This is a genomic window from Streptomyces marokkonensis, assembly GCF_008312835.1.
Taxonomy (GTDB): Bacteria; Actinomycetota; Actinomycetes; order Streptomycetales; family Streptomycetaceae; genus Streptomyces; species Streptomyces marokkonensis_A.
Genome location: NZ_VSKS01000013.1, coordinates 82,457 through 102,018, shown reverse-complemented (window position 1 = coordinate 102,018; position 19,562 = coordinate 82,457). Strand labels below are relative to the sequence as shown.

Sequence of the window (19,562 nt, the reverse complement as noted above, 5' to 3'; positions counted from 1 at the left end):
CCGTGTACCGCAGTACGGCTCGGCCCCGGGACAGGGCCGGCCGGATCCACCGTCGCTCCGTCGACGGCACCGGGCGTGTGCGCTCGCAGCCCGGTCCACACCCGCATCCCGCACGCACCCGGTGCGCCCTTCGGCGCACCCGGGCGTGTTTCCCGTCGTCACCCTCATTCCTGGAGTCCCGCGATGGCCACTCCCCTGTCCGACACCCCTCTGTCCCCGCTCCGGACCATCGCCGTGGTCGGCCTCGGCACGATGGGCACCGGCATCGCCGAGGTCCTGGCCGCGGCCGGCCGCGACGTCGTCGGCATCGACATCAGCGAGGCCCAGGCCGCCCGGTGCGTCGCCGCCCTGGAGGCCTCGACCGCCCGGGCCGTGGAGCGCGGCCGGCTCACCGGGCAGCAGCGCGCACAGCTCCTGGCCCGCGTCACCACCTCCACCGACCTCACGGCCGCAGCCGACGCCGATCTGGTGATCGAGGTGGCGCCGGAGTCGTACGAGGTCAAGCAGCAGATCCTCCGGGAACTCGACGGGATCGTGCGGCCGGAGACCATCCTGGCGACCGGCACGAACGCCCTGTCCGTCACCCGTCTCGCGGCCGACTCGGCCCGCCCGGAGCGGGTGCTGGGCATGCACTTCTTCAACCCGGCGCCGGCGATGAAGCTGGTGGAGATCGTCTCCTGTGTGCTGACCGCCCCCGCGGCCGTCACCGCGGTCACGAACCTGGCCCTGGACCTCGGCAAGGAGCCCGTGGCGGTCGGCGACCGGCCCGGATTCGTCGCCGACGGCCTGCTGTTCGGCTACCTCAACCAGGCCGCCGCGATGTACGAGGCCAACTACGCCTCGCGTGAGGACATCGACGCCGCGATGCGGCTGGGCTGCGGACTGCCCATGGGCCCGCTGGCACTGCTCGACCTGATCGGCATCGACACCGCGCGCACGGTCCTCGAGGCCATGTACGCCGAGTCCCGTGACCGGCTGCACGCCCCGGCCCCGGTGCTCAAGCAGCTCAGCGAGGCGGGCCTGACGGGCCGCAAGGCGGGGCGCGGCTTCTACACGTACGAGGCGCCCGGCAGCGGCACCGTCGTGCGCGACGCCCTCACCCCGCGTGAGGACGGCGCCGCGGCCGGGGGCCGTCCGGTCCGCTCGGTGGGCGTCGCGGGCTCGGGCACCATGGCCTCCGGCATCGCCGAGGTCTTCGCGAAGGCGGGTTACGACGTGGTCCTGGCCGCCCGCAGCGAGGAGAAGGCACTCGGCGCCAGGGCCCGGATCGGGAAGTCCCTCGCGCGCTCCGTGGACAAGGGCCGGATGACCGCGGAGGCCGCCGCCGAGACCCTGGAGCGGGTCCGTGCGACGGGCACCTACGACGATTTCGCCGACGTCGATCTCGCGGTCGAGGCGGTCGCCGAGGACCTGGAGGTCAAGCGGCAGCTGTTCGCGACGCTGGACAAGGTCTGCAAGCCGGGCGCCGTGCTCGCCACCACCACGTCCTCCCTCCCGGTCGTCGCCTGCGCCCGCGCCACCTCGCGCCCGCAGGACGTGATCGGCATGCACTTCTTCAACCCCGCGCCGGCCATGAAGCTGGTCGAGGTGGTCCGTACCGTGCTGACCGCCGACGACGTGCACGCCACCGTGCGCGAGGTCTGCGGGAGGATCCGCAAGCACGCCGTGGACTGCGGCGACCGGGCCGGGTTCATCGTGAACGCCCTGCTGTTCCCGTACCTCAACAACGCGATCAAGATGGTGCAGGAGCACTACGCGTCCCTCGACGACATCGACGCCGCGATGAAGCTGGGCGGCGGTTACCCGATGGGCCCCTTCGAGCTGCTGGACGTCGTCGGGCTGGATGTCTCGCTGGCCATCGAGAAGGTGCTGCACCGCGAGTTCCGCGACCCGGGCCTCGCCCCGGCGCCGCTGCTGGAGCACCTGGTGGCCGCGGGCTGCCTCGGCCGCAAGACCGGCCGTGGCTTCCGCGAATATGCCAAGCGCTGAGCAGCGCCCCGGCGACTGGTTCCTGAGCGGCGCGGAGTGGGGCGGACTGCTCGACCCCGACCGGTTCCCGCCACCCGCCCGCAGCGATCCTCCCCCGCCCGCCGAGGGCGGGGGAGCCCCCGGTCACGCGCATCGAGCTGCGCACATGCAGTACGTTCAGGGCATGTCCCAGCCCGCCAAGTCCGCACGTACGCCAGCCACGACCGAGCCGCCGGAAAGCGCCGCAGGCTCTCGGGCCGCCGCCCAGCGGCTCAAAATGCGCCGGGAACTGGCGGCCGCCGCGATGGAGCTGTTCGCGACCAAGGGGTACGAAGCCACCACCGTCGACGAGATCGCGGCCGCCGCCGGGGTGGCCCGCCGCACCTTCTTCCGCCACTTCCGTTCCAAGGAAGAGGCGATCTTCCCCGACCACGACGACACCCTGGTCCGCGCCGAGGCGGTGCTCAACGCCGCCCCCGCGCACGAGCATCCGCTCGACACGGTGTGCCGCGGCATCAAAGAGGTCATGAAGATGTACGCGGCGCGGCCGGAGATCTCGGTCGCCCGCTACAAGCTGACGCGCGAGGTGCCCACCCTGCGCGAGGCCGAGATCGCGTCGGTGGCCCGCTACGAGCGGCTCTTCACCCGCTATCTCCTCGGCCACTTCGACGAGCACGCGCACGACGACGACGCCAATGACGACCCGCTGCTGGCGGAGGTCGCCGCCTCGGCCGTCGTCACCGCGCACAACCACGTGCTGCGGCGCTGGCTCAGGGCGGGCGGCCAGGGGGACGTGGAGGCGCAGCTGGACCACGCCTTCGCGATCGTCCGCAAGACCTTCGGCAGCGGCATCATGGCGGGCCGGCGCACCGCGCCCCCGCCGTCTCCGGCCGCCTCGGCGTCCACGCATGGCGAGGTGCTGGTGACGGTCGCCCACGTGGACGCGTCGCTGGACGAGGTGATGCGGACCATCGAGCAGGCGCTGAAGGAGCGCTGAGCGGCCCCTCGACGCGCGCCGCCCGCTGTGACAACGGCCACCCCACCGGGTGGCCGTTTTGCCATGTCAGAGCCCCTTTTCGCACTGATTCCGGAGCCCGTTCGATCGATCATCGCTCATCTGATGCGTAAAGATTTCACCTGAGCCAATGTTCTGGCACGCAGTGCCTTGCCGGATGACACGGCGTGCCATACGTTGAAGGAGTCCGGGCGAACTGTCCCGGCGGGCCCACCGCCCGTACGTCCGGACGCCTGCGTCACAGGCAACCTCCCGCGCACACCAAGCGCTGCCGAAGCACCACCGCCGAACCGACGGCAAACCCCCGAACCCTCAGCAGCACACCGACGTAACCCTCAGCGCCCCTCCCTCAGGGCGCTCATCGCCGGAGGCAACACCGTGACCGTCAAGGACATCCTGGCCGCGATCCAGTCGCCCGACTCCACGTCGGAGGACTTCGCCGCCCTGCCGCTCCCCGAGTCGTACCGCGCCATCACGGTGCACAAGGACGAGACGGAGATGTTCGCGGGCCTCGAGACCCGCGACAAGGACCCCCGCAAGTCGATCCACCTGGACGACGTGCCGCTGCCCGAACTCGGCCCGGGCGAGGCCCTGGTGGCCGTCATGGCCTCCTCGGTCAACTACAACTCGGTGTGGACCTCGATCTTCGAGCCGCTGTCCACGTTCGGGTTCCTCGAGCGCTACGGCCGCACCAGCGAGCTGGCCAAGCGCCACGACCTGCCGTACCACATCATCGGCTCCGACCTCGCGGGCGTCGTGCTGCGCACCGGCCCCGGCGTCAACTCCTGGCGGCCCGGTGACGAGGTCGTCGCCCACTGCCTGTCCGTCGAGCTGGAGTCCAGCGACGGCCACAACGACACGATGCTCGACCCCGAGCAGCGCATCTGGGGCTTCGAGACCAATTTCGGCGGCCTCGCCGAGATCGCCCTGGTGAAGTCCAACCAGCTGATGCCCAAGCCGGACCACCTCAGCTGGGAGGAGGCCGCCGCCCCGGGCCTGGTCAACTCCACCGCGTACCGGCAGCTCGTCTCCCGCAACGGCGCCGGCATGAAGCAGGGCGACAACGTCCTCATCTGGGGCGCGAGCGGCGGACTCGGCTCCTACGCCACCCAGTTCGCGCTGGCCGGCGGCGCCAACCCGATCTGTGTCGTCTCCAGCGAGCAGAAGGCCGGCATCTGCCGGTCGATGGGCGCCGAGGCGATCATCGACCGCAGCGCCGAGGGCTACAGGTTCTGGAAGGACGAGAACACCCAGGACCCCAAGGAGTGGAAGCGCTTCGGCAAGCGCATCCGCGAGCTCACCGGCGGCGAGGACATCGACATCGTCTTCGAGCACCCCGGCCGCGAGACCTTCGGCGCCTCGGTCTACGTCACCCGCAAGGGCGGCACCATCACCACCTGCGCCTCGACCTCGGGCTACATGCACCAGTACGACAACCGCTACCTGTGGATGTCGCTGAAGCGCATCATCGGCTCGCACTTCGCCAACTACCGCGAGGCCTGGGAGGCCAACCGGCTGATCGCGAAGGGCAAGATCCACCCGACGCTGTCCAAGGTGTACTCCCTGGAGGACACCGGCCAGGCCGCCCACGACGTGCACCGCAACGCGCACCAGGGCAAGGTCGGCGTGCTGTGCATGGCGCCCGAGGAGGGCCTGGGCGTGCGCGACCACGAGAAGCGCGCCAAGCACATCGACGCCATCAACCGCTTCCGGAACGTCTGAGGGCCGGGACATGACAGAGCGCCAGAAGGACCGTCCGTGGCTCATGCGGACGTACGCCGGTCACTCGACCGCCGAGGCGTCCAACGAGCTGTACCGGCGCAACCTCGCCAAGGGCCAGACGGGTCTGTCGGTCGCGTTCGACCTGCCGACGCAGACCGGGTACGACTCCGACCACGTCCTCGCCCGCGGCGAGGTCGGCCGGGTCGGGGTGCCGGTGGCCCACCTCGGTGACATGCGCCGGCTGTTCCAGGACATCCCCCTGGAGCAGATGAACACCTCGATGACGATCAACGCCACCGCCATGTGGCTGCTGGCGCTCTACCAGGTCGTCGCCGAGGAGCAGGGCGCGGACATCACCAGGCTCCAGGGCACGACCCAGAACGACATCGTCAAGGAGTACCTGTCCCGGGGCACCCATGTGTTCCCGCCGGGGCCGTCGCTCCGCCTGACGACGGACATGATCGCGTACACGGTCTCCCACATCCCGAAGTGGAACCCGATCAACATCTGCAGCTACCACCTGCAGGAGGCCGGGGCCACGCCGGTGCAGGAGATCGCGTACGCGATGTCCACCGCCATCGCCGTCCTGGACGCCGTCCGCGACAGCGGACAGGTGCCGCAGGAGCGCATGGGCGACGTGGTCGGCCGCATCTCCTTCTTCGTGAACGCCGGCGTCCGGTTCATCGAGGAGATGTGCAAGATGCGCGCCTTCGGCCGCATCTGGGACCGGGTCACCCGCGAGCGGTACGGCATCGAGAACCCCAAGCACCGCCGCTTCCGGTACGGCGTCCAGGTCAACTCCCTCGGTCTGACCGAGGCGCAGCCGGAGAACAACGTCCAGCGGATCGTGCTGGAGATGCTGGCCGTCACCCTCTCCAAGGACGCACGCGCGCGTGCCGTGCAGCTGCCGGCCTGGAACGAGGCCCTGGGCCTCCCCCGCCCCTGGGACCAGCAGTGGTCGCTGCGCATCCAGCAGGTCCTGGCGTACGAGAGCGATCTGCTGGAGTACGACGACATCTTCGAGGGTTCGAAGGTGATCGAGGCGAAGGTGGAGGAGCTGGTCGCGGACTCGCTCGCGGAGATGGAGCGGATCGAGGAGATGGGCGGCGCGATGGCCGCCGTCGAGTCCGGCTACCTCAAGTCCCAGCTGGTCTCCTCGCACGCCGCGCGCCGGGCCCGGATCGAGTCCGGCGAGGAGAAGATCATCGGTGTCAACGCCTTCGAGGGCACCGAGCCGAACCCGCTGACCGCCGACCTGGACACCGCGATCCAGACGGTGGACCCGGCGGTGGAGGCACGCGTGATCGCCTCGCTGCAGAACTGGCGCGACACGCGCTACCAGCCGCCCTTCAACCACCCGCGCCCCTGCAAGGCGCTGGAGAAGCTGAAGGAGGCCGCGCGCGGCACCGACAACCTCATGGAGGCCACCCTGGAGTGCGCCCGCGCCGGCGTCACGACCGGCGAGTGGGCCGGGGCGCTGCGCGAGGTGTTCGGCGAGTTCCGGGCACCGACCGGCGTGTCCTCCGCCCCGGTGGCGGTCGCCGCGGAGGAGGGCTCGGCCCTGTCCGAGGTGCGCCGCAAGGTGGACCTGACGGCCAGGGACCTGGGCGTGGGCAAGCTGCGCTTCCTGGTCGGCAAGCCGGGCCTGGACGGACACTCCAACGGCGCCGAGCAGATCGCCGTGCGGGCCCGCGACGCCGGGTTCGAGGTGGTCTACCAGGGCATCCGGCTCACCCCGGAGCAGATCGTGGACGCCGCCCTCGCGGAGGACGTGCACGCGGTGGGCCTGTCCATCCTCTCCGGTTCGCACGCCCAGCTGGTGCCGGACGTACTCGAACGGCTCCGTGTGGCCGGTGCCACAGATATACCGGTGATCGCCGGTGGCATCATCCCGAACGGGGATGCCGAACAGCTGCGGGCAGCCGGAGTGGCCGCGGTCTTCACCCCGAAGGACTTCGACATCACCGGGATCATCGGCCGCATCGTCGACGAGATCCGCACAGCGAACAAGCTCGACCCCCTGGAGGTCCCCGCATGACCACGCCTGTCAACCGTCTCCGTCCGCGGCGTTCCTGCCTGGCGGTGCCGGGCTCGAACCCGCGCTTCCTGGAGAAGGCCCAGGGCCTCCCCGCGGACCAGGTCTTCCTCGACCTGGAGGACGCCTGCGCGCCGCTCGCCAAGCCCGAGGCGCGGCACACCATCGTGAAGTTCCTCAACGAGGGCGACTGGACGGGCAAGACGCGCGTGGTCCGCGTCAACGACTGGACGACCGAGTGGACGTACCGGGACGTCGTCACGGTCGTCGAGGGCGCCGGCCCGAACCTCGACTGCATCATGCTGCCGAAGGTCCAGGACGCCCAGCAGATCGTGGCGCTCGACCTGCTGCTGACGCAGATCGAGAAGACGATGGGCTTCGAGGTCGGCCGCATCGGCATCGAGGCGCAGATCGAGAACGCGCAGGGCCTGAACAACGTCAACGAGATCGCGCAGGCCTCCCCGCGCGTCGAGACGATCATCTTCGGCCCGGCCGACTTCATGGCCTCCATCAACATGAAGTCGCTGGTCGTGGGTGAGCAGCCGCCCGGCTACCCGGCGGACGCCTACCACTACATCCTGATGAAGATCCTGATGGCCGCCCGCGCCAACAACCTCCAGGCGATCGACGGCCCCTACCTGCAGATCCGCAACGTCGAGGGCTACCGGGCGGTCGCGCAGCGCGCCGCCGCGCTCGGCTTCGACGGCAAGTGGGTGCTGCACCCGGGACAGGTCGAGGCGTCCAACGAGATCTTCTCGCCGTCGCAGGAGGACTACGACCACGCCGAGCTGATCCTGGACGCGTACGACTACTACACGTCCGAGGCGGGCGGCAAGAAGGGCTCGGCGATGCTCGGCGACGAGATGATCGACGAGGCCAGCCGCAAGATGGCACTGGTCATCTCGGGCAAGGGCCGCGCCGCCGGCATGCGGCGCACCAGCAAGTTCGAGATCCCGGAGGGCTGAGCGCGATGCAGTTCGGACGCACCTACGAGGAGTTCGAGGTCGGGGCGACGTACAAGCACTGGCCGGGCAAGACGGTCACGGAGTACGACGACCACCTGTTCTGTCTGCTCACCATGAACCACCACCCGCTCCACATGGACACGAACTATGCGGAGAAGACGACGGACTTCGGCAAGAACGTCGTCGTGGGGAACTACATCTACTCGCTGCTGCTCGGCATGTCCGTGCCGGACATCTCCGGCAAGGCCATCGCCAACCTGGAGATCGAGTCGCTGAAGCACGTGGCGCCGACCTTCCACGGCGACACCGTCTACGGCCAGACGACCGTGCTCGACAAGTGGCCGTCGAAGTCGAAGAACGACCGCGGCATCGTCCACGTCGAGACCAAGGGCTACAAGCAGGACGGCACGCTCGTCTGCGTGTTCCGCCGCAAGGTGATGGTGCCGACCGAGACGTACATCAAGGAGCGCGGCGGCGAGCAGCCCGGCCGCCCGGAACTGAAGCAGCAGGAGAAGTAGGCCATGGCCCGTCTCGCCCAGACCGCCGGTCTGACCGACGTTCAGCAGGAGATCCTCTCCACCGTCCGCGACTTCGTGGACAAGGAGATCATCCCGGTCGCGACCGAGCTGGAGCACCGCGACGAGTACCCGCAGGCGATCGTCGACGGTCTGAAGGAACTCGGCCTGTTCGGCCTGATGATCCCCGAGGAGTACGGGGGTCTGGGCGAGTCCCTCCTCACCTACGCGCTGTGCGTGGAGGAGATCGCCCGCGGCTGGATGTCGGTGTCCGGCATCATCAACACGCACTTCATCGTGGCGTACATGCTCAAGCAGCACGGCACGCAGGAGCAGAAGGACCACTTCCTGCCGAGGATGGCGGCCGGCGACATCCGCGGCGCCTTCTCGATGTCGGAGCCGGGCCTCGGCTCCGACGTGTCGGCCATCACGTCGAAGGCGGTGAAGGACGGCGAGGAGTACGTCCTGAACGGCCAGAAGATGTGGCTGACCAACGGCGGCACGTCCTCCCTGGTGGCCGTTCTGGTCCGGAGTGACGAGGGTCACCCCGAGGGCACGGCCCCGCACAAGTCGATGACGACCTTCCTCGTGGAGAAGGAGCCGGGCTTCGGCGAGGTGCGCCCCGGCCTGACCATCCCCGGGAAGATCGACAAGATGGGCTACAAGGGCGTCGACACGACCGAGCTCATCATGGACGGCCTGCGGATTCCCGCCGACCGGGTGCTCGGCGGGGTCACCGGCCGAGGTTTCTACCACATGATGGACGGCGTCGAGGTCGGCCGGGTCAACGTGGCGGCGCGTGGCTGCGGCGTCGCCCAGCGCGCCTTCGAGCTGGGCGTCCGGTACGCCCAGCAGCGGCACACGTTCGGCAAGCCGATCGCCCAGCACCAGGCCATCCAGTTCAAGCTGGCCGAGATGGCTACCAAGGTGGAGGCCGCGCATGCGATGATGGTGAACGCAGCGCGCAAAAAGGACTCCGGGGAACGAAACGACCTTGAAGCAGGGATGGCGAAGTACCTCGCCTCCGAGTACTGCAAGGAGGTCGTGGAGGACGCCTTCCGGATCCACGGCGGCTACGGCTTCTCCAAGGAGTACGAGATCGAGCGCCTCTACCGGGAGGCTCCGATGCTGCTGATCGGTGAAGGCACCGCCGAGATCCAGAAAATGATCATCGGTCGCCGACTGCTCGAAGAGTATCGATTCCAGGGCTAGATGTCTGGGTACGGGGTGTTTTCTTGGAGAAGAGGATCACACCCCGTATGCACTCTTCGGCCGTCGACTTGGCTGCCTGCCTTACCCAGTTGCCGCCCGAAGCCGCTACGATCGCCGGAAAGCCGCCGTCCCCCGCAGTTGCGCGGCATCATCCGCTACGAAGGTCATCCATGCCCCACAGCCAAACCTCTGCACCTCGCGACAGCCTCGCCGGCGTACGCCTCGCGCGCGGAGCCTCGCCGTGGCTCCTGCCGACCGTTGCCACCGCAGCCGTCAGTCTGCTCCGCTCCCGCCGGTCGGGGGCCGCCAAGGCCGTCGCCGTCCCCGCCACCGCCCTGGCGGCGGGGATGCTGTGGTTCTTCCGCGACCCCGAGCGCGAGATCGCCCAGGGCCGGGTCATCTCGCCCGCCGACGGTGTGGTGCAGAGCATCATGCCGTGGAAGGACGGCCGCACCCGCGTCGCGATCTTCATGAGCCCGCTCAACGTCCACGTGAACCGGGCCCCGCTGGCCGGCACGGTGACGTCGGTCGAGCACATCCCCGGTGGCTTCGTTCCCGCCTTCAACAAGGAGAGCGAGAACAACGAGCGCGTAGTCTGGCACTTCGACACCGAGCTCGGTGACATCGAGATGATCCAGATCGCCGGCGCGGTGGCCCGCCGCATCGTCCCCTACGTGCCCCGGGGCACCAAGGTCGAGCAGGGCGAGCGCATCGGTCTGATCCGCTTCGGCTCGCGTGTGGACATCTACCTGCCGGAGGGCGTGGAGGTGGCCGTCGAGGTCGGTCAGAAGACCGTGGCTGGGGTGACTCGCATTGACCGTGGTTGATCCGGAGACACAGGCCGGCTGGGTGCCGGAGGCCGACGAGGCGGACGACGAGGAGGAGATGCCCCTCTCGCTCCGCCTGTCGATAGCGGACACCCTCACCCTGGGCAACGCCACCTGTGGCTTCATGGCGGTGTACTTCACCACCACCGGCATTCTGATCCCGCACCTCCAGGGCAGCCAGGAGACCGGCATGGCCCGCCACAGCGCGGCCACGGCCGTCATCCTGATGCTGTGCGCGGCGGTCTTCGACCTCTTCGACGGCCTGGTGGCGCGCAAGCTGCGCTCCTCGCCGATGGGCGCGGAGCTGGACAACCTGTCCGACCTGATCAGCTTCGGCCTGGCGCCGGCGTACTTCGTCCTCGTCTACGGCATGGTCGCGAACGACGCGCACCAGCGAGTGGCCGCGGTCGGAGCGATCATGGTGCTGCTGGCGGTGGTGCTGAGACTGGCGCGGTTCTCGTGCGTCACGGTGAAGGACGGCACCTTCCAGGGCATGCCCTCGCCCTTCGGGGCACTGACGGTGGTCTCGATCGTGCTGCTGGAGCTGCCGTTCGAGGCGACGCTGATGGCGATCCTGGGTACGGCGTGGCTGATGGTCAGCCGGGTGGAGTACCCGAAGCCGCGGGGGCGTCTCGCGGTGGCGATGCTGACGTGGATCGTACTGAGCATGGGACTGCTGGCGGCGTGGGCGTTCGACGCGCCGGGCGGTCAGCTGCTGCTGCAGATGGGCTGTGCGCTGCAGCTGGTGATGGGTGCGGTCATTCCGCTGTTCGCCACGGCCCGCCGTGTGAACAACTTCCGCGACAACCGCCGCGAGGCACGGGCGGCGCAGCTGCCGTAACGCCGGTTCGTTGTGATGGCCCCGGACCCGGGTTGGGACCGGGGCCTTCTTCTTGCCACCCCGGCGCGGCTGCGGCCCCGCCCGGGGCTCCGCCCTCGGACCCCCGGCCCATGCCCACCCACCACCCGACTCAGCCGGCTCAGCCGACTGAAGGGGCACCGTCGGACCCACCCAGCCCGTCCGGCGTTCGAGGACGAGGCCCGTTCAGGGCGGAAAGGGGGCCCGGGGGCGAAGCCCCCCGGGGAGGGGACGGGAAGGGGGGCGGGGGCGGAAAACCGCGTCAGCTCAGGAAGTCGCTCGCGATCCGTTCCGCCGTGCGTTCCAGGATCGGCCCCGCGTCGGCGATGCACACGGCCACGTCCGGCTCGAGGTCCGTCAGGGCGTACGCCCGCCGGATGCCCGCCCGGCCCAGCACCTCCGGAGGCAGCGCCAGCCGCCCGCACACCGCGACCACCTCCTTGCCCGCCGCACGCGCCGCCGCGGCGACACCCGCGGGGGCCTTGCCGTGCAGCGTCTGCCGGTCCAGCGAGCCCTCACCGGTGATCACCAGATCCGCCCGCTCCAGCGCCGGCGCGAAGCCCAGCACGTCCAGCATGACCTCGATGCCCGGCCGGAACGCGGCGCCCAGCAGCAGCGCGCCGTAGCCGATACCGCCCGCCGCCCCCGCCCCCGGCGACGCGGCGTACTCCGCGGCCCTCGGCCCGACGGCGCCCTCCAGCACCTTCGCGAAGTGCGCGAGCGCCGCGTCCAGCGTCTCCACGTCCTCCGGCGAGGCGCCCTTCTGCGGGCCGTACACCGCGGGCGCCCCCTTGGGGCCGGTCAGCGGATTGTCGACGTCACTGGCGAGCACGAACTTGACCGACGACAGCCGCGGGTCGAGCCCGGACAGATCGGCCGACGCCAGTTCGGCGAGCCCTCCGCCCCCGGGCGCCACCGGCTCGCCCCCGGCCGTCAGGAACCGCGCGCCCAGCGCCGACAGCATGCCCGCGCCGCCGTCCGTGGTGGCGCTGCCGCCCACCCCGAACACGATGCTCCGCGCCCCCGCGTCCAGCGCGGCCCGCAGCAGCTCCCCGGAGCCGTACGTCGATGCCGTGAGCGGCGCGAAGACCCCCTCCGGGAGCCGCTGCAGCCCGCTGGCCTCGGCCATCTCCACGACGGCGGTGCCGTCACGCAGCGCGTACGCCGCGGTCACCTCGTCCCCGAGGGGGCCGGTGACCCGTACCTCCCGCCGCTCGAACCCCGCCGCGACCGCCGCGGCGACGGTGCCGTCGCCGCCGTCGGCCACCGGCAGCGCCTCGACCACCAGCTCCGGTACGACCCGGCGCAGCCCCGCCGTCACCCGCTCGGCGACCTCCACGGCCGTCAGCGACCCCTTGAACTTGTCCGCGGCGACGAGCACCCGCTGTGCCGACCCCGCCGTACCAGTGCCGCTTTCTGCAGCGTCCGCCACGTGCCTTCCCCTCGCTCTCCGGGCCTCGCGCACACGTCAAGGCCAGTCGCGCCGCTGCGACCTTAACCGGCGGGCACCGCCGCCGCCATGCCCTGCCCACCCCGTGAAACGGCGCGGACCCGCCGGTAATCGGGTAGACCGGTGCCATGACCGCCATGACCGCTGTGGGTACGGAGCCAGGACTCGCCGACCGCGTCCTCGGGGGCTGGCTGGGCCGGATCGCGGGCAACATGCTCGGCAAGCCGGTCGAGCAGGGCGAGGTGTGGACGCGTGAACGCATCGACCGCTACCTCCGGCGGACGGACGCCCTCCCCCTCACCGACTACCTGCCGGAGCCGCCGACCGAGAGCGAGAGCCTCCAGCTGCGCCCCGAGTGGCGCCACTGCGTCCGCGGCCGCATCCACGGAAGCTGCCGCGACGACGACGTCGACTACGCGATCCTCGGGCTCCACCTGCTGGAGACCCACGGCTTCTCGTTCAGCACCGAGCAGGTGGGCGACCTGTGGCTGCTGCGGCTGCCCTACCTGCAGACCTTCACGGCGGAGCGGGCGGCGTACCGGAATCTCGCGAACGGTCTCAGGCCGCCGCTGACGGCCACGTACGACAACCCGTACCAGGAGTGGATCGGCGCCCTGATCCGCGCCGACATCCACGGCTGGACCTCTCCGGGGGCCCCGCGCCGCGCCGCCGGGCTGGCCCGCCGGGACGCGGTGCTGTCCCACACCGGCAACGGCGTGTACGGCGCGATGTGGGCGGCGGCGCTCGTCTCGGCGGCGTTCACGGCCTCCACGGTGCGGCAGGCGGTGGACGAGGCGCTGACGGTGATTCCGGCGAGCAGCCGTCTCGCCCGGACCGTGCGCCGGGTGGCCTCCCTGCACGAGGCGGGCCTGGCCTGGGAGGACACGCTCACGACGGTCGAGGAGGAGACGGCGGGCCTCGGCTGGATCCACACGGTTCCGAACGCGGCGGTGCTCACCGCGGGCCTGCTGTTCGGCGACGGGGACTTCACCCGCACCATCGCGCTGACGGTGCGCGGCGGCCTGGACACGGACTCCAACGGGGCGACGGCCGGCTCGGTGGCCGGCGTGCTGTGCGGCGCCGCGGCCGTCCCGGACCAGTGGAAGGACCCGCTCCAGGACACGGTGCGCAGCGCCGTCTTCGGGTTCGACGGGGTGCGGATCAGCGAACTGGCGGAACGGACGCTGCGCCTGGCGCTCTCCCCGTGACGATTGCCCGCGAGGTCAGACGAGGGCGGTGACCAGCAGGGTGAAGGCGGCGATGATGACGGCGACGCGGACGTAGTGGAAGCGGTCCCAGCGGTTCACCTGCCGCTTCCAGTCGGCGGGCCGGTTGTCGGGGGTCCATGTCCTGCCCCGGTTGTTGATCGGGACGAGCAGCAGGAGCGACATGATCACGCTGACGATCAGCAGCGCGCCGCCGGTGACGACGAGGCCGACGCCTTCGTGGTGCCGTCCGGCGACGGCCCAGACCGCGACGAGGACGAGCGAGCCGATGTACCAGACCGGCATCACGGCGCCGAGCATCCGGCCCCCGTGGGCGCGGCCGAGTTGGCCACTGTCCTCCGGGAGTGCGTTGAGGATCGGGTTGATGACGAAGGCGACGGAGAACTCCACCCCCACCATCACGCCGACGACCACGGTGGTGAACACCTCGAGCGCGTTGAGCATGATGACCCCTGCCGGTATCTAGTGCTGCTAGCCGATAAAGCAACGCTAGCGCTGCTGCCGCTCGATTGTCTAGCGGTGCTAGGATCGGGTCATGTCGGTACAGGAACGCAAGCAGCGCGAACGGGCGGAGCGCGAACGTCTCATCGTGGCGACAGCCCGCGAACTCGCCGAGCAGCAAGGCTGGGACGCGGTCACCACCCGCCGGCTCGCCGAGCGCATCGAATACAGCCAGCCCGTCCTCTACAGCCATTTCCGCGGCAAGCGCGAGATCATCGGCGCCGTGGCCCTCGAGGGCGCCGCCGAGATGGCCACGGCGCTGCGGGCCGCGGCCTCCGTCGCGGACGGACCTCGCGCCCGGGTCACCGCCCTCGCCCGCACCTACCTCGACTTCGCCGCGCGCAACCCGGCGGTCTACGACGCCATGTTCCAGCTCGACGGCGGCCTGGCCTTCGCGAAGGAGGAGACCCCGCAACCTCTGAAGGACGCCTTCGCCGCCCTGCTGGACAGCCTCGGCGAGGTCGCCGGCGACGGCGTCCACCCGGGACGGTTCACCGAGGTGTTCTGGGCGGCCCTGCACGGGCTGGCCACCCTGACCCGGGCGGGACGGATGCCGCCGGAGGACACCGAGCAGAGGGTGGAGCTGCTGGTGGACCGGCTCGCCGTGCTCTGACCCACCGCCACGTCGGGCCCGCCGCCGCTCCTAGGACGGACGGGGTGGCGCACCCCCGTCTCCGGCCGGAGGCGGCGAAGATCCAGCGGACGTTCCCCGGCACGCGCGTCGTGAAGACCCTCGTCACCGTCGACAGGGAGCTGATGGTCGCGCCCGATTCCCTGGAGGGGCCGAGCACCGTCTTCCTGTCCGGGGAGGACACGGACGCCAAGCACACGGTCGCGGGGCTCCTGACCGACCTGGGCCGGCCGGAGGACTCCCCGCTCGACCTCGGGGGGATCGCGACGGCGCGGGGGCAGGAGCACTACGCCCTGCTGTTCTTGGGCATCGCCGGGGCCACCGGCTCGTACGGCTTCGGGATCCGGGTGGTGCCACCGGCCGGGGCATGACGGTTCCGCCGCCCGTGCCCCCGGCGCGTGCGCCGCCGCGTGCCGGTCGCGGGACCGCGTGTGCTGTGGTGCGCCCTGCGAGCCGGTCGCCGTTCCCAGGAGGAGGCCCGGCGCCGCCGCTACCCTTCCCGCATGACCACCACCCAGGACACCCAGGACTTCGCCGCCTACGTCGCCTCGCTCCCCCGTGTCCTCGCCGGCGCCGCCGTTCTCCTCCGGGACGAGGAGGGACGGGTGCTGCTCGTGGAGCCGAACTACCGGGAGGGGTGGGCCCTTCCGGGCGGGACGATCGAGTCGGACCAGGGCGAGAGCCCGCGCGAGGGGGCGCGGCGCGAGACGGCCGAGGAGATCGGGCTGGACCGGGAGCCGGGACGGCTGCTGGCCGTGGACTGGGTGAAGGGAGCGGGCCGGCCGCCGCTGGTGGCGTACCTGTACGACGGTGGCGTGCTCGGCGCGGGCGAGGTCGCCGCGATCCGGCTGCAGGAGTCGGAGCTGCTGTCGTGGCGCTTCGTGCCGCGCGGGGAGCTGACGGAGTATCTCCGGGGCTCCCTGGGGCGCCGGGTGCTGGCCGCGCTGGACGTCCTCGCCGACGGCTCGGGCACCGCGGAGCTGGAGGACGGGCACCGGGTGCACTGAGTGCGCAGGGGCCGATATCCGGTCGCGGGGCGGGCGCCCCGCTCCCTACCCTCGGCCCATGAGCAAGCCCCTCGTCGCCCTCCTCACCGGCGCCGGTGTCAGCACCGACTCCGGCATCCCGGACTACCGCGGGCCGAACGGTCTGTGGCGCCGCGATCCCGAGGCCGAGAAGCTCGTGACGTACGCGTACTACATGGGCGACCCGGAGATCCGCCGCCGGTCGTGGCGCATGCGGCGGGAGAACTTCGCACGCGCGGCCGAACCCAACGCCGCGCACCGGGCCGTGGCCGACCTGGAGCGGTCCGGGGCGGCGGTGCGGGTGATCACCCAGAACGTGGACGGGCTGCACCAGCTCGCCGGACTGCCGGACCGCAAGGTGCTCGAACTGCACGGCACCGTACGGAGCGTGGTGTGCACGGCGTGTCGTGCGCGGGGCTCGATGGAGGACGCCCTCGCCCGGGTCGAGGCCGGTGAGGACGATCCACCGTGCCGGGACTGCGGCGGCATCCTGAAGCCGGCGACGGTGATGTTCGGCGAGCGGCTCGACCCGGTGGTGCTCGGCGAGGCGGTGGCGATCAGCAAGGCCTGCACCGTCTTCGCCGCCGTCGGCACCAGTCTCCAGGTCCATCCCGCCGCCGGGCTCGCGGACGTGGCCGCCGACCACGGCGCCCGTCTGATCGTCGTCAACGCGGAGCCGACCCCCTACGACGACCGTGCGGACGAGGTGATCCGCGAGCCGATCGGCACGGCGCTGCCCGTGCTGCTGCGCCGGATCGTTGCCCGAAAATCGTTCTGAACACGTTCGAGGAGCGCTCTATAGTCATGCCGACCGAGACCGACGGTGAGCATGACAGCCATGGGGCTCTCCGGGCGGTCCCTGCGCGAGCCGAGGGCGGCGAGACGTCCCCGTGCAGGACCGGACAACACCACACGGGGGACCCCACCGCATGAACCCGCATTCCGGCCGACGAGCCAGAACCACCGCCGCGGCCACGGGACTGGCGGCCGTGCTGCTCGCCGCCTTCCCGGGCATCGCCACGGCGGCCGGGGAGAACCTCCCTCCGCTTCAGCCGAGCGTCGACACCCTCACCGTCGACTGGACCAAAGCCTGCTCCGACGAGCCCGTCCACGTCCCCCGCGCGCCCGAACTCCGGGCCGTCGTCGAGGACACGACGGAGGACAACCAGGAGGGCGAGACCAACGGAGCCGGCGCCCAGTTCGAGGCCTGGTGGACCGACACCGACGGAGCCGAGCAGCGCCGCACCCACACCTCCGGCACGGTGCACTCCCCCATCACCCAGCTGTGGCGGACCCCGGACGACCTCCCGGCCGACACCGTCGTCTCCTGGCACGTCCGGGCCGTCGACGCCGAGGGCGCGACCTCGCCCTGGAGCGACGAGGCCCCCGGCACGACCTGCCGGTTCGTCATCGACACGGTCAGCCCGGAGCCGGCGACGATCGTCTCGGAGCAGTACCCGGACGACGACAGCGGCTGGCACGACGGCGTCGGCGTCTACGGCAGCTTCACGTTCGACTCCCCCTCCGAGGACGTCGTCGAGTACGTCTACTCCGTCCTCGGCTCCACCCCCAAGCGTGTCCGGCCCGAAGAACCGGGCGGACCGGTCACCGTCCGCTGGATGCCGGAGCGCAGTGGGCCCCACTTCCTCGAGGTCGCCGCCGTCGACCGGGCCGGGCGGCGCAGTTCCCAGACGACTCACTGGATGCGTGTCGCCGAGGGCCGCGCCCCCGTGGCCCACTGGACGCTCGCCGATCCGGCCGGAGCCGACGGCGCCGCCGCCAAGGCCGGCCCCTCGGCCCGGGCCGAGGACGGTGTCGTATTCGGCGCCCCCGCTCCCTCCCGCACCGGCCTCACCTCCACCGTCACCCTTGACGGCCGGGGCAACAGCTACCTCACCCCGGACGCCCCCGCGACGGACACCGCCGGGACCTTCGCCCTCTCCGCCTGGGTGCGCCCCGCCGCCACCGGCACCGCGATGACGGCGGCCAGCCAGGACGCCGCCGACGGCACTTCCGCCTTCACCCTCGGCCTGCGCCCGGCCGAGGGCTCGGCGGCCACCTGGGCCTTCCGCTACGGCGCCACCACGCTCACCGGCGGCAGCGCCTCCGCCGGCGGGTGGGCCCATCTGACCGGCCTGTACGACAGCGAGGACGACACCCTGCGCCTCTACGTCAACGGCAAGGAGGTTGCCTCCGGGACCGGCGTCGCCCCGGTGAGCGCCCCCGGCGCCTTCCAGATCGGCCGCGCCCGCGGCGAGGGAGGTGCGCGCTGGCAGGGCGAAGTCGGCGACGTCCGCGTCTGGGACCGGGTCGTGCCCCGTGAGGAGATCGAGAAGCTGGGTTCCCGCCCCGCCGAACTGGCCGCCGCCTGGGACATCGAACGGACCGATGACGGTGTGATCCCCGACCGGGACGGCGACGAGCCGCTCACCCTGCACGGCGGCGCCGGCTTCTACACCCCCGACTACGACGCCTGCTTCGAGGACCCCGAGTGCGTCGAATTCCCGGAGGGCGCTCTCGACGGCGACGACCACCTCGCCCTGGACGGCGCGGACGACTACGCCGCCACCCGTGGCCCCGTCGTCGACACCGCCGACAGCTACAGCGTCGGCCTGCGGGTCCGCTTCGCCGACACCACTCCCGACCGGCCGATGACCCTCCTGTCCCAGGGCGGCGCCGGCAGCGACGCCTTCACCGTCCGCTACGACCCGGCCGCGTCCGAGTGGCAGCTGATCGTCACCCACGGCAGCGCACCGGGCGCCGCGCGGACCGTCGTCGCCGGGCCCGGCGCCCCCAGGTCCTACTCCGACGACGTGGTGGTCGTGTACGACGACTCCGAGGGCCGCGTCACCCTGTATGCCGAGGGCGAGGCCGTGGCCACCGCGGAGTTCAACGCCTCCTGGAGCGCCCCCGGCCCTCTGCAGATCGGCCGCGGCCACACCGCGGACGGCGGCTGGGGCGAGTACTTCCACGGCGGGGCGGACACCGTCCGGGTCTTCAGCGGCGCGCTCACCGCGTCCCAGGTGCGCTCGTTCGCCCATCTGTCCTGAGCCGCGCGGAGGGGCTTGTGGTGGTGAGCTCCCCCAGAGGGTTCGCCGAGGTCGGACCGGCGCCTACGGCGCCGGTCCGCTCCGCGCGTTCGAAGTCCAGCAGGCGCTGTTTGCGGTCCAGTCCGCCGCCGTAGCCGGTGAGGCCGCCGCTCGCGCCGATGACGCGGTGGCAGGGGACGATGATGCCGACCGGGTTGCGGCCGTTCGCGAGACCGACCGCGCGGGAGGCCTTGGGGTTGCCGAGGAGGTCGGCGAGTTGGCCGTAGGTGCGGGTCTCCCCGTAGGGGATGCGCGTCAGCTGCTCCCAGACCCGCCGCTGGAACGGGGTGCCGTGTAGGCGCAGTTCCACGGTGAACTCCTTCAACTCGCCCGCGAAGTAGGCCGCCAGCTGCTCCTCCGTCTCGGCGAAGGGGGTGTCGTCGGGGGAGCCGAAGGTCTCCTCCGGCGGGCGGTGGCGCTGGTCGGTCATGTACAGGCCGCACAGGACGCCGCCGTCGGCGACGAGCGTCAGCGGCCCGTAGGGGCTGTCGATCACGGTGTGCTGCTTCATCGGCTGTGATT

General features: G+C 71.3%; 18 protein-coding genes. 15 read left to right on the top strand and 3 right to left on the bottom strand.

Going from position 1 to position 19,562, the window contains the following annotated elements:
* The first annotated feature begins 183 nt into the window (after positions 1-183).
* From F1615_RS22515 to pssA, 9 genes are all read left to right on the top strand, one after another.
* Positions 184-1,989, top strand: a complete 1,806-nt coding sequence (locus tag F1615_RS22515) for a 3-hydroxyacyl-CoA dehydrogenase family protein (protein WP_149550853.1) — start codon at positions 184-186, stop codon at positions 1,987-1,989.
* Between the two features lie 163 nt (positions 1,990-2,152).
* The gene (locus tag F1615_RS22510) at positions 2,153-2,965 is read left to right on the top strand and encodes a TetR family transcriptional regulator (RefSeq protein ID WP_149550852.1); all 813 of its coding nucleotides are present in this window, start codon (positions 2,153-2,155) and stop codon (positions 2,963-2,965) included.
* 396 nt (positions 2,966-3,361) lie between these two features.
* Positions 3,362-4,705 (top strand): crotonyl-CoA carboxylase/reductase, encoded by a 1,344-nt coding sequence (gene ccrA / locus F1615_RS22505; protein ID WP_149550851.1) that lies wholly within the window; start codon positions 3,362-3,364, stop codon positions 4,703-4,705.
* Between the two features lie 10 nt (positions 4,706-4,715).
* Complete coding sequence (locus F1615_RS22500) at positions 4,716-6,743, top strand: protein meaA (RefSeq protein WP_149550850.1); 2,028 nt, start codon at positions 4,716-4,718, stop codon at positions 6,741-6,743.
* A complete protein-coding gene (locus F1615_RS22495) occupies positions 6,740-7,705 on the top strand; it encodes an HpcH/HpaI aldolase/citrate lyase family protein (protein WP_149550849.1) in 966 nt (321 codons plus the stop codon). The genes F1615_RS22500 and F1615_RS22495 overlap by 4 nt, the downstream gene beginning before the upstream one ends.
* Before the next feature lie 5 nt (positions 7,706-7,710).
* On the top strand, positions 7,711-8,223 hold the full coding sequence (locus tag F1615_RS22490; RefSeq protein WP_149550848.1) for a MaoC family dehydratase: 513 nt from the start codon (positions 7,711-7,713) through the stop codon (positions 8,221-8,223).
* A 3-nt stretch (positions 8,224-8,226) separates the two neighbouring features.
* On the top strand, positions 8,227-9,432 hold the full coding sequence (locus tag F1615_RS22485; protein WP_149550847.1) for an acyl-CoA dehydrogenase family protein: 1,206 nt from the start codon (positions 8,227-8,229) through the stop codon (positions 9,430-9,432).
* Between the two features lie 170 nt (positions 9,433-9,602).
* A complete protein-coding gene (locus tag F1615_RS22480; protein WP_149550846.1) occupies positions 9,603-10,259 on the top strand; it encodes a phosphatidylserine decarboxylase in 657 nt (218 codons plus the stop codon).
* 22 nt (positions 10,260-10,281) lie between these two features.
* Complete coding sequence (pssA, locus tag F1615_RS22475; RefSeq protein WP_149550966.1) at positions 10,282-11,100, top strand: CDP-diacylglycerol--serine O-phosphatidyltransferase; 819 nt, start codon at positions 10,282-10,284, stop codon at positions 11,098-11,100.
* 280 nt (positions 11,101-11,380) lie between these two features.
* Here the strand turns inward: pssA and F1615_RS22470 are convergent, their stop codons facing one another.
* Entirely contained in the window at positions 11,381-12,550 is a 1,170-nt protein-coding gene (locus tag F1615_RS22470) for a glycerate kinase (RefSeq protein WP_149550845.1), read from the bottom strand.
* Positions 12,551-12,705: 155 nt separating this feature from the next.
* On the opposite strand from F1615_RS22470, the gene F1615_RS22465 reads away from it, so the two are divergent.
* Complete coding sequence (locus tag F1615_RS22465; RefSeq protein ID WP_149550844.1) at positions 12,706-13,776, top strand: ADP-ribosylglycohydrolase family protein; 1,071 nt, start codon at positions 12,706-12,708, stop codon at positions 13,774-13,776.
* Positions 13,777-13,791: 15 nt separating this feature from the next.
* Here the strand turns inward: F1615_RS22465 and F1615_RS22460 are convergent, their stop codons facing one another.
* Complete coding sequence (locus tag F1615_RS22460; RefSeq protein ID WP_149550843.1) at positions 13,792-14,238, bottom strand: DUF1772 domain-containing protein; 447 nt, start codon at positions 14,236-14,238, stop codon at positions 13,792-13,794.
* A gap of 91 nt (positions 14,239-14,329) precedes the next feature.
* Between F1615_RS22460 and F1615_RS22455 the strand changes: the two genes are divergently transcribed.
* The 5 genes from F1615_RS22455 (at position 14,330) to F1615_RS22435 (ending at position 19,001) form a co-directional block, all read left to right on the top strand.
* Complete coding sequence (locus F1615_RS22455; RefSeq protein WP_149550842.1) at positions 14,330-14,908, top strand: TetR/AcrR family transcriptional regulator; 579 nt, start codon at positions 14,330-14,332, stop codon at positions 14,906-14,908.
* A 44-nt stretch (positions 14,909-14,952) separates the two neighbouring features.
* On the top strand, positions 14,953-15,297 hold the full coding sequence (locus F1615_RS22450; protein ID WP_341873454.1) for a hypothetical protein: 345 nt from the start codon (positions 14,953-14,955) through the stop codon (positions 15,295-15,297).
* Between the two features lie 132 nt (positions 15,298-15,429).
* On the top strand, positions 15,430-15,933 hold the full coding sequence (locus F1615_RS22445) for an NUDIX domain-containing protein (RefSeq protein WP_149550841.1): 504 nt from the start codon (positions 15,430-15,432) through the stop codon (positions 15,931-15,933).
* 58 nt (positions 15,934-15,991) lie between these two features.
* Positions 15,992-16,729 carry an SIR2 family NAD-dependent protein deacylase gene (locus F1615_RS22440; RefSeq protein WP_149550840.1) on the top strand — a complete coding sequence of 246 codons (738 nt, stop codon included), beginning with the start codon at positions 15,992-15,994 and terminating at the stop codon, positions 16,727-16,729.
* Between the two features lie 151 nt (positions 16,730-16,880).
* Positions 16,881-19,001, top strand: coding sequence for a LamG domain-containing protein (locus tag F1615_RS22435; RefSeq protein ID WP_149550839.1), 2,121 nt, complete (start codon positions 16,881-16,883; stop codon positions 18,999-19,001).
* Here the strand turns inward: F1615_RS22435 and F1615_RS22430 are convergent.
* The gene (locus tag F1615_RS22430; RefSeq protein WP_149550838.1) at positions 18,961-19,551 is read right to left on the bottom strand and encodes a methylated-DNA--[protein]-cysteine S-methyltransferase; all 591 of its coding nucleotides are present in this window, start codon (positions 19,549-19,551) and stop codon (positions 18,961-18,963) included. The genes F1615_RS22435 and F1615_RS22430 overlap by 41 nt on opposite strands.
* Positions 19,552-19,562 lie beyond the last annotated feature (11 nt).

Excerpts from the sequence above, each read along its gene's own strand:
- F1615_RS22515 (WP_149550853.1), top strand. The coding sequence starts at position 184 with ATGGCCACTCCCCTGTCCGACACCCCTCTGTCCCCGCTCCGGACCATC.
- F1615_RS22510 (WP_149550852.1), top strand. The coding sequence starts at position 2,153 with ATGTCCCAGCCCGCCAAGTCCGCACGTACGCCAGCCACGACCGAGCCG.
- F1615_RS22500 (WP_149550850.1), top strand. The coding sequence starts at position 4,716 with ATGACAGAGCGCCAGAAGGACCGTCCGTGGCTCATGCGGACGTACGCC.
- F1615_RS22495 (WP_149550849.1), top strand. The coding sequence starts at position 6,740 with ATGACCACGCCTGTCAACCGTCTCCGTCCGCGGCGTTCCTGCCTGGCG.
- F1615_RS22490 (WP_149550848.1), top strand. The coding sequence starts at position 7,711 with ATGCAGTTCGGACGCACCTACGAGGAGTTCGAGGTCGGGGCGACGTAC.
- F1615_RS22485 (WP_149550847.1), top strand. The coding sequence starts at position 8,227 with ATGGCCCGTCTCGCCCAGACCGCCGGTCTGACCGACGTTCAGCAGGAG.
- F1615_RS22480 (WP_149550846.1), top strand. The coding sequence starts at position 9,603 with ATGCCCCACAGCCAAACCTCTGCACCTCGCGACAGCCTCGCCGGCGTA.
- F1615_RS22465 (WP_149550844.1), top strand. The coding sequence starts at position 12,706 with ATGACCGCTGTGGGTACGGAGCCAGGACTCGCCGACCGCGTCCTCGGG.
- F1615_RS22460 (WP_149550843.1), bottom strand. The coding sequence starts at position 14,238 with ATGCTCAACGCGCTCGAGGTGTTCACCACCGTGGTCGTCGGCGTGATG.
- F1615_RS22455 (WP_149550842.1), top strand. The coding sequence starts at position 14,330 with ATGTCGGTACAGGAACGCAAGCAGCGCGAACGGGCGGAGCGCGAACGT.
- F1615_RS22445 (WP_149550841.1), top strand. The coding sequence starts at position 15,430 with ATGACCACCACCCAGGACACCCAGGACTTCGCCGCCTACGTCGCCTCG.
- F1615_RS22440 (WP_149550840.1), top strand. The coding sequence starts at position 15,992 with ATGAGCAAGCCCCTCGTCGCCCTCCTCACCGGCGCCGGTGTCAGCACC.
- F1615_RS22435 (WP_149550839.1), top strand. The coding sequence starts at position 16,881 with ATGAACCCGCATTCCGGCCGACGAGCCAGAACCACCGCCGCGGCCACG.
- F1615_RS22430 (WP_149550838.1), bottom strand. The coding sequence starts at position 19,551 with ATGAAGCAGCACACCGTGATCGACAGCCCCTACGGGCCGCTGACGCTC.